Consider the following 8,942-nt stretch of genomic DNA (forward strand, 5'->3'; position numbering starts at 1 on the left):
CCGGCCCCCGGCGAAGGGCCCACCTCACCCCCCGAGCCCCCTTCCCCCCGCGCAAGCGGCGCTTCGGTGTCGCCTCTCCGGCCTCGGGGCGAGGGGGTTGAGGGGGATGACGACGAGGACGATGACGTTGCCGAGGCGGCGCATGCTCGGCGGACGATGATCGGGCGCAGTGCCGAGGAGGTCGATCACGCGCCGCCGCGCGGGCGGTACGCGCCCGTGCCCGCGCCGCAGACCGTGTCGACTCCCGCCCCGCTGCGCTGGGCGGCCCCCGCGGCAGCGCTCGCGCTGGCCTCGGCCGTCGTGGCCGTCCGGGCCCTGCGCAGGCGCCGCTGAGACCCGCCTGGCGAAAAACTTCCCGCACCACACGAGGCCTCTTGATCATCCCAGTAGGGTCGTCCCGTGAGTGACGAAGACATCACGCTGACCGCGGGCGACGCGGAGGTGACCGTGCAGCCGGGCAACGGCGGCCGGGTCGGAGGGCTGCGGATCGGCGGCGTGGAGATGCTCCGGCAGGGGGAGCGGTTCGGCTGCTTCCCGATGGTGCCGTGGTGCGGCCGGATCCGCGACGGACGGTTCCTGGACGGCGCCGCCGTGCGGCAGATGCCCCTCAACGCCCCGCCCCACGCCATCCACGGCACCGCCCGCGACAGCGCCTGGCGCACCGCCCGCACGAGCACGGCCGAGGCCGTCATCACCCACGAGCTCGCCGACCCCTGGCCCCACAAGGGCCGCGTCACCCAGGTCGTCGCCCTCACCGAGGACGCGCTGACCCTCACCATGTCCGTGGAGACGTACGACTCGTCCTTCCCGGCGCAGATCGGCTGGCACCCGTGGTTCAACCGGAACCTCGGCGGCGAGGACGTACACCTCGACTTCGAACCCGCCTGGCAGGAGGAGCGCGGCGACGACCACCTGCCCACCGGCAACCGCATCGACCCGAAGCCCGGCCCCTGGGACGACTGCTTCGGGATGCCCGGCGGCGTCGACGTCACCCTGACCTGGCCCGGGCAGCTGGAGCTGAAGGTGGCGAGCCGCCAGGAGTGGGTCGTCGTCTACGACGAGCAGGACGCCGCCGTGTGCGTGGAACCGCAGACCGGCCCGCCCAACGGGCTCAACACCCTGCCGCGCCTGGTCACGCCCCTGGAGCCGCTGGAGGCCACCACGACCTGGAGCTGGCGCCGGCCCTAAGCTGGGCGGCATGACGGACACTCGCGGCGCGCTGCTGCAGCAGATCAAGGACAAGGCCGTGGTGCACGGCAAGGTGACCCTGTCGTCGGGTCTGGAGGCCGACTACTACGTCGACCTGCGCCGCGTCACCCTGGACGGCGAGGCCGCCCCGCTGGTCGGGCAGGTGCTGCTGGACCTGACCGCCGACCTGGACTTCGACGCCGTGGGCGGGCTCACCATGGGCGCCGACCCGGTCGCCGCCGCCATGCTGCACGCGGCCGCCGCGCGCGGGAAGCGTCTGGACGCCTTCGTCGTCCGCAAGGCCGCGAAGGCCCACGGCCTGCAGCGACGCGTCGAGGGCCCGGACATCGCGGGCCGCCGCGTGCTGGTCGTCGAGGACACCTCCACCACCGGCGGCTCCCCGCTCACCGCGGTCGAGGCCGTGCGCGAGGCCGGGGCGGAGGTCGTCGCCGTCGCGACGATCGTCGACCGGGCGACCGGCGCCGCCGAGAAGATCCAGGAGGGCGCCGGGGTGCCGTACCTCTTCGCGTTCTCCAAGGACGAGCTGGGCCTGGACTGACCGGGACCTGACCAGGGCGTGGACGGTGGCCTGGACCTTCCGGCCAAGTCTGGAAAGATGGGGCCGACGATGACGTCGCATCCCAAGGTCTAGGTCAGGGCCGTAAAGAACGCAGTACGCCAACCCGCAGATACAAGGAGCGGACGCATGCCCATCGCAACTCCCGAGGTCTACAACGAGATGCTGGACCGGGCGAAGGCAGGAAAGTTCGCCTACCCGGCCATCAACGTGACCTCCACCCAGACCCTGCACGCGGCCCTGCGCGGTTTCGCGGAGGCGGAGAGCGACGGCATCGTCCAGATCTCCACGGGTGGTGCCGAGTTCCTGGGCGGCCAGTACAAAAAGGACATGGTCACCGGCGCGGTCGCCCTGGCCGAGTTCGCGCACATCGTCGCCGAGAAGTACCCGGTGAACATCGCGCTGCACACGGACCACTGCCCGAAGGACAAGCTCGACGGGTACGTACGTCCGCTGCTGGCGCTCTCCCGGAAGCGCGTCGAGGCCGGTCTGAACCCGCTGTTCCAGTCGCACATGTGGGACGGCTCGGCCGAGACCCTCGCCGACAACCTCGCCATCGCGCAGGAGCTGCTGGAGGAGGCCCGCGCCGCGAAGATCATCCTCGAGGTGGAGATCACCCCGACCGGTGGCGAGGAGGACGGCGTCTCCCACGAGATCAACGACTCCCTGTACACCACGGTCGACGACGCGATCCGCACCGCCGAGGCCCTCGGCCTGGGCGAGAAGGGCCGCTACCTGCTGGCCGCGTCCTTCGGCAACGTGCACGGTGTGTACAAGCCGGGCAACGTCGTGCTCCGTCCCGAGCTGCTGAAGGAGCTGAACGAGGGCGTCGCCGCCAAGTTCGGCAAGCCCGCCTCCCCCGGCCCCTTCGACTTCGTCTTCCACGGCGGCTCCGGCTCCACGGAGGAGGAGATCCGCACCGCGCTGGAGAACGGCGTCGTGAAGATGAACATCGACACCGACACCCAGTACGCGTTCACGCGCCCGGTCGCGGACCACATGTTCCGCAACTACGACGGTGTCCTGAAGGTCGACGGCGAGGTCGGCAACAAGAAGACCTACGACCCGCGCACCTGGGGCAAGCTGGCCGAGGCCTCCATGGCCGCGCGCGTCGTCGAGGCCTGCGGCAACCTGCGCTCGACCGGCACGAAGATCAAGTAAGTCCGGTTCGCGGCGTTGAGCCCGGCACCTGCTGTGGTGCCGGGCTCTTCCGTATGCTCCCTGCATGCCCGATGTCCGGCTGGCTTCCTCGCAGGGCAAGTGGATCCTGCTCACCACCGTGCTCGGCTCCAGCATGGCCATGCTGGACTCGACCGTCGTCAACGTGGCCCTGCCGCGCATCGGCCGGGACCTCGACGCGAGCCTGTCGGCCCTGCAGTGGACGGTCAACGCGTACATGGTCACGCTGGCCGGGCTGATCCTGCTGGGCGGGGCGCTGGGGGACCGGTTCGGGCGGCGGAAGGTGTTCGTCGTCGGTGTCGTGTGGTTCGCGACGGCGTCCCTGCTGTGCGGGATCGCGCCGAACGCCGGGGTGCTGATCGCCTCGCGGGCGTTGCAGGGAGTGGGGGGCGCGCTGCTCACGCCCGGGTCGCTGGCGCTGATCCAGGCGTCCTTCCACCCCGACGATCGGGCCCGGGCGGTGGGTCTGTGGTCCGGGTTCGGCGGGATCGGCGCGGCCGTCGGGCCGTTCGTCGGCGGCTGGCTGGTGGACGGGCCGGGCTGGCGGTGGGTGTTCCTGCTGAACGTGCCGGTGGCGCTGGTGTGTGTGCCGGTGGCGCTGCGGCACGTGCCCGAGTCGGGCGGTGAGGGGGCCCGCGGCCGGTTCGACGTGCTCGGTGCCGTCCTGGGCGCGGTGGCGCTGGCGCTGCTGACGTACGCGTTGATCGAGGCCGGCGGGGGCGGCCTGCTGGTCGCGGTCACGGCGGTGGGCGGGGTGGTCGCGGCCGTCGCCTTCGTGGTCGTGGAGCGGCGCCGGCCCGAGCCGATGATGCCGCCGGACATCTTCTCCTCGCGCCAGTTCACGGCCGTCAACCTCGTCACGCTGTGCGTGTACGCGGCGCTCGGCGGGTTCTTCTTCCTCGCGGCTCTTCAGCTGCAGGTCGTCGTGGGCTACTCCGCCCTCGCGGCCGGTACGGCGTTGCTGCCGACGACCGCGCTGATGCTGCTGCTGTCGGCGCGGTCCGGGGCGCTGGCCGACCGGATCGGGCCGCGGGTGCCGCTCACGGTGGGGCCGCTGCTGTGCGCGGCCGGGATGCTGCTGATGCTGCGGGTCGGCCCCGGGGCGTCCTATCCGGCCGATGTGCTGCCGGCGCTGGTGGTGCTCGGACTGGGCATGGTCACGCTGGTGGCGCCGCTGACGGCGACCGTGCTGGGGTCCGTGGATGTCGCGCGGGCCGGGCTGGCCAGTGGGATCAACAACGCGGCGGCCCGGGCGGCGGGGCTGGTGGCGGTGGCGGCGTTGCCGTTGCTGGCGGGGATGGGGGAGGAGGCGTACCGGGAGCCGGCGGCCTTCGACGCGGCGTTCGGGCGGGCGATGGAGTGGTGTGCGGGGGCGATGGTGGTGGGGGCGGTTATCGCGGCGGTCACGGTGCGGAGGCCTCCGCCGGGGTGCAAGCGGCCGGAGTGTCTGCGGCACGGGGGTGTTGCGGCGCCGCCGCTGGAGGGGGAGCCGGTGCGGAAGCGGTTGTCCTGAGGGGCTGGGCGTTGGTGCTGAGGCCGGGGCGTTGCGCAGCCCGGCGGAGCGGGGTGCCGCTGCGCCCACCCGTGCCGCCCCAAGCGGCACGACTGCCCGCAGCTGGGTCGGCACGGCTGCCCGCAGCTGGGTTGGCACGGCTGCCCGCAGCTGGGTTGGCACGGCTGCCTGCGGCTGGGTTGGCACGGCTGCCTGCGGCTGGGTTGGCAGGGCTGCCCGCGGTTCGTGCCTGCGGCAGACTTGGGGGCATGTCCATTCACGAGAATCTGCTCGGGGGCCCGCCCCCGACCCACCTCCCCGACGACCCCGGTCCGCGGGAACTGCTCGCGTCGGGTGCATCCCCGGTCGAGGTCGCGGCAGCGCACCCCACCTCCTCCCTCGCCTGGGCGCAGCTCGCCGACGAGGCGTACGAGCGGGGCGCGACCGTGGAGTCGTACGCGTACGCCCGTACGGGCTACCACCGCGGCCTGGACGCGCTGCGCCGCAACGGCTGGAAGGGCCACGGCCCGGTGCCCTGGGAGCACGAGCCGAACCGCGGCTTCCTGCGTGCCCTGCACGCCCTCGCCCGTGCCGCGCAGACCATCGGCGAGCAGGAGGAGTACGAGCGCTGCTCCCAGTTCCTGAAGGACTCCTCGCCGACGGCGGCGCAGGTCCTGGGCTGACGGCGGTCCATGTGTGAGGTCCGTCCGTCCCGGGCGGGCGGGCCTTGCGGTTTCGGGGGACGATTGCGGAGTATGCCCTTGGGGACCGGGGCCCCCGTGTCGGATTCGGCAGGGGCGGACCGCTACCCGGAGTTATCTGCAGGAGACAGCGATGTCCCACGAGGCTTACGAGCCCGAGACCCCGCATCTCGATTTCGCCGGCACGACGCCGTACGAGGACTACGTCAAGGCGGACGTGCTCACCCACCTCCAGCACACCCTCTCCGACGACCCCGGAGAGATGGTCTTCCTGGTGACGACCCAGGTGATGGAGCTGTGGTTCACCGTCATCGTCCACGAGTGGGAGACGGCGGCACAGGCACTGCGCGGCGACGACGTAGCGACCGCGACCGCCGCGCTCAAGAGGTCCGTACGCGAACTGGAGGCGCTCAACGCCTCCTGGAGGCCGCTGGCGCAGCTCACGCCGGCCCAGTTCAACTCGTACCGCAGCGCCCTCGGCGAGGGCTCCGGCTTCCAGTCGGCGATGTACCGGCGGATGGAGTTCCTGCTCGGCGAGAAGTCCGCGTCGATGCTCGTCCCGCACCGGGGCGCGCCGCGTGTGCACGCCGAGCTGGAGAAGGCGCTGCACGAGCCGAGCCTGTACGACGAGGCCGTGCGGCTCCTCGCGCGGCGCGGGTACGACGTCCCGGAGTCCGTGCTGCGGCGTGACGTGGCGCTGCGTTACGAGCCGTCGCCGGAGGTGGAGGCGGCCTGGACGGCCGTGTACTCGGGTGACGAGAGCGACGAACTCGCCCGGCTGGGCGAGGCGTTGAGCGATGTCGCCGAGCTGGTGTGGCGCTGGCGCAACGACCATCTGGTCGCCACCCGCCGCGCCATGGGCGCCAAGACCGGCACGGGTGGCTCCGCCGGGGTGGCCTGGCTGGAGAAGCGGGCGCAGAAGAACGTGTTCCCCGAGCTGTGGACGGCGCGGTCCTATGTCTGAACCCGTGTCCGAACTCGCGGTGCGCGCGGAGAAGCTGGACGCCGCCGACGAACTGCGCGGCAGCCGGGACGCGTTCGTCCTCGACGACGTGACCTACCTCGACGGCAACTCCCTCGGCGCGCTGCCGGCCGTCGTCCCCGGCCGCATCGAGGACGTCGTCCGCCGCCAGTGGGGCGAGTTGCGCATCCGCTCCTGGGAGGAGAGCGGCTGGTGGACCGCGCCGGAGCGGATCGGTGACCGGATCGCCCCGCTGGTCGGGGCCGCGCCCGGGCAGATCGTGGTCGGTGACTCGACGAGCGTCAACGTCTTCAAGGCGCTCGTGGGTGCGGTGCGGATGGCCGGGGAGGGCCGTGACGAGCTGCTCGTCGACGCGACGACCTTCCCGACCGACGGGTACATCGCCGAGTCCGCGGCCCGGATGACCGGCTGCACCTTGCGGCCGGTGGCACCGGCGGACGTGCCGGGCGCGCTGGGCGACCGTACCGCCGCCGTCCTCCTCAACCACGTCGACTACCGCACCGGCCGGCTGCACGACCTGCCGGCGCTGACGGCCGCCGTGCACGAGGCGGGCGCGGTCGCCGTCTGGGACCTGTGCCACAGCGCGGGCGCGCTGCCGGTGGGACTGGACGAGCACGGGGTGGATCTGGCGGTCGGCTGCACCTACAAGTACCTGAACGGCGGGCCGGGTTCACCCGCGTACCTGTATGTGCGCCGGGACGTGCAGGACCGTTTCGACTCCCCGCTGCCCGGCTGGAACTCGCACGCCGAGCCGTTCGGGATGCGGAGCGAGTACGAGGCGGCCCCCGGTGCCCTGCGCGGCCGGGTCGGCACCCCGGACATCCTCTCCATGCTCGCCCTGGAGGCGGCCCTGGAGGTGTGGGACGGGGTGTCCGTCGAGGCGGTGCGGGCCAAGTCCCTGGCGCTGACGGACTTCTTCCTGGAGTGCGTGGAGCGGTACGTGCCCGAGGGCGGGGTCGAGTGCCTGACGCCGGTGGCGCACGGGGAGCGGGGCAGCCAGATCGCCCTGCGCTGCCACGACGCCGGTGCCGTGATGAAACGGCTGATCGAGCGGGGGGTGGTCGGCGACTTCCGGGCGCCGGACGTCCTGCGCTTCGGCTTCACACCGCTGTACGTGGGCTTCGCCGACGTGGAGCGGGCGGCGCGGGTGCTGGCGGAGACCTTGGCGTGAGTGCCGCGTGACGAACGGCCCCCGCCGCCGCGGGGGCCGTGGCTTCCGGCGTGCCTGATACCGTCCCGGCGGGCGGCCGACCCGCTGGTCCGCCAGATACGTTTCATCGCTGAGAGGTTGGAGCATGACGGACGACGTCGCAGCAGCACGGGCCGCTGCCGAGGAGAGGTCGGTGTTCTCCCACGCGCCCGTCGCCCCCGACGCCACCGCCGCCTACGGCGACCACCCCGACCAGGTGATCGACTTCTACGCCCCGCGCGAGGGCAGCGGCCCGGACCGGCCCGCCCCCGTCGTCGTCGTGCTGCACGGCGGGGTCTGGCGGGCGCCGTACGACCGTCGTCACATCAGCCCCTTCGCGGAGTTCGTCGCCCGGCACGGGTTCGCCGTGGCCAGTGTCGAGTACCGGCGCGGTGGTGACGGCGACGACGTCGCCGGCCGCTGGCCCGACACCCTCGACGACGTCGCCGCCGCGCTGGACGCCCTCCCGGCGTTCGTGCGGGAGCTGCTGCCGCAGGCCGACCCGCGCCGTACGGTCCTCACGGGCCACTCGGCGGGTGGGCAGCTCGCGCTGTGGGGCGCCGCCCGGCACGTCCTGCCAGCCGACTCTCCCTGGCGCACACCCGTCCCGGCGGCCCTGCGCGGTGTGGTCGCCCTCGCGCCGATCGCGGACTTCGCGGTCGCCGACAAGCTGGGCGTGTGCGGCGGCGGTGTACGTCAGTTCCTGGGCGGGGACGAGTACTTCTCCGAGCGGCAGCCCTACGCGGACCCGGCGCTGCTGCTGCCCACCGGCATCGCCACCACCCTCGTGCAGGGCCGTTCGGACCTCGACGTGCCGCAGGCGGTCACCGAGTCGTACGCGGACGCGGCGGCGAAGGCGGGGGAGATGGTCGGGGTGACCCTGCTGGACGAGGTCGGGCACTTCCCGCTCATCGACCCGGCGGCGGACGCCTGCGCGGTGGTGATCGAGGAGATCGAGCAACTGGCCTGGTGAGCGGCGCTCTTGTCGGCACCCCGAGGAGCCGCCCCGGTGCCGCCCCGGAGCCGCCCCGGTCATCCCCCTAGTACCTGAGAGCTACGCCGGAGATGGGTTCCCCAGTGTGACGCGGACGACGAGTCCCGCTCCATAGCTTTCCTTCCACGCGGACCCGATGGCCGGGTGCGGTGGAGGGGGACGTTCGTGAGGTTCGCATCGAGGTACCGCCGCGGCGAGGGGGCTCGGCGCCGCGCGGGCCGGTGGCGTCACGCGGGCCGGTGGCGTCACGCAGGGCGGTGGCGTCACGCAGGACGGTGGCGGCGGACCGCGCTCGCGGCGCTCGTCGCCGGTGCGGTCGTGCTCCCGCTCTCCGCGGCCGTGCGGCCGGAGATCCCGGCTCCGCCGCCCGCCTCGCTTGCCCCTCTCGACGCGTCGACGCTCGACGAGGCGTACGCGGCCAACCGTGCCAACGCCGCCGAGGCGGCCCGGACGGCGGCCGCCCACCACGACCCGGGACCGCGCCGCGACGGACCGTTCCCTGGCCGCCCCGGCCCGGCGTCTCCTCGCGTTTCGACGGCCGCGGCTCTGGCCGGGTGACGGAGGTCCTGGGCGACCTCGCCCGGGCCGACCGCGTCGCCGTCCTGGTCCCCGGCTCCGACACGAGCCTCGACACCTACGG

8 protein-coding genes and 2 pseudogenes are annotated in these 8,942 nt (G+C 73.1%); all 10 read left to right on the forward strand.

Features of this window, described 5'->3' with window-relative positions; translation table 11 throughout:
* A pseudogene (locus SSQG_RS44045) lies at positions 1-333 on the forward strand (carbon monoxide dehydrogenase); the annotation flags it as partial.
* Positions 334-399: 66 nt separating this feature from the next.
* Positions 400-1,188: an aldose 1-epimerase gene (locus tag SSQG_RS20840; RefSeq protein ID WP_003991804.1), complete on the forward strand. Its 789-nt coding sequence runs from the start codon at positions 400-402 to the stop codon at positions 1,186-1,188.
* 10 nt (positions 1,189-1,198) lie between these two features.
* Positions 1,199-1,747, forward strand: a complete 549-nt coding sequence (gene pyrE, locus SSQG_RS20845; protein ID WP_003991805.1) for an orotate phosphoribosyltransferase — start codon at positions 1,199-1,201, stop codon at positions 1,745-1,747.
* A gap of 147 nt (positions 1,748-1,894) precedes the next feature.
* Complete coding sequence (gene fbaA, locus SSQG_RS20850; protein WP_003991806.1) at positions 1,895-2,926, forward strand: class II fructose-bisphosphate aldolase; 1,032 nt, start codon at positions 1,895-1,897, stop codon at positions 2,924-2,926.
* A gap of 64 nt (positions 2,927-2,990) precedes the next feature.
* The gene (locus tag SSQG_RS20855) at positions 2,991-4,457 is read left to right on the forward strand and encodes an MFS transporter (protein ID WP_003991807.1); all 1,467 of its coding nucleotides are present in this window, start codon (positions 2,991-2,993) and stop codon (positions 4,455-4,457) included.
* Between the two features lie 248 nt (positions 4,458-4,705).
* The gene (locus SSQG_RS20860; protein WP_003991808.1) at positions 4,706-5,119 is read left to right on the forward strand and encodes a DUF3151 domain-containing protein; all 414 of its coding nucleotides are present in this window, start codon (positions 4,706-4,708) and stop codon (positions 5,117-5,119) included.
* A 151-nt stretch (positions 5,120-5,270) separates the two neighbouring features.
* Positions 5,271-6,101 (forward strand): tryptophan 2,3-dioxygenase family protein, encoded by an 831-nt coding sequence (locus tag SSQG_RS20865; RefSeq protein ID WP_003991809.1) that lies wholly within the window; start codon positions 5,271-5,273, stop codon positions 6,099-6,101.
* A gap of 4 nt (positions 6,102-6,105) precedes the next feature.
* A complete protein-coding gene (kynU, locus tag SSQG_RS20870) occupies positions 6,106-7,290 on the forward strand; it encodes a kynureninase (RefSeq protein ID WP_039933265.1) in 1,185 nt (394 codons plus the stop codon).
* Positions 7,291-7,414: 124 nt separating this feature from the next.
* On the forward strand, positions 7,415-8,281 hold the full coding sequence (locus tag SSQG_RS20875; protein ID WP_003991811.1) for an alpha/beta hydrolase: 867 nt from the start codon (positions 7,415-7,417) through the stop codon (positions 8,279-8,281).
* Between the two features lie 339 nt (positions 8,282-8,620).
* Positions 8,621-8,942, forward strand: a pseudogene (locus SSQG_RS20880) (alpha/beta hydrolase); the annotation flags it as partial.

The organism is Streptomyces viridochromogenes DSM 40736 (assembly GCF_000158955.1).
Classification (GTDB): domain Bacteria; phylum Actinomycetota; class Actinomycetes; order Streptomycetales; family Streptomycetaceae; genus Streptomyces; species Streptomyces venetus.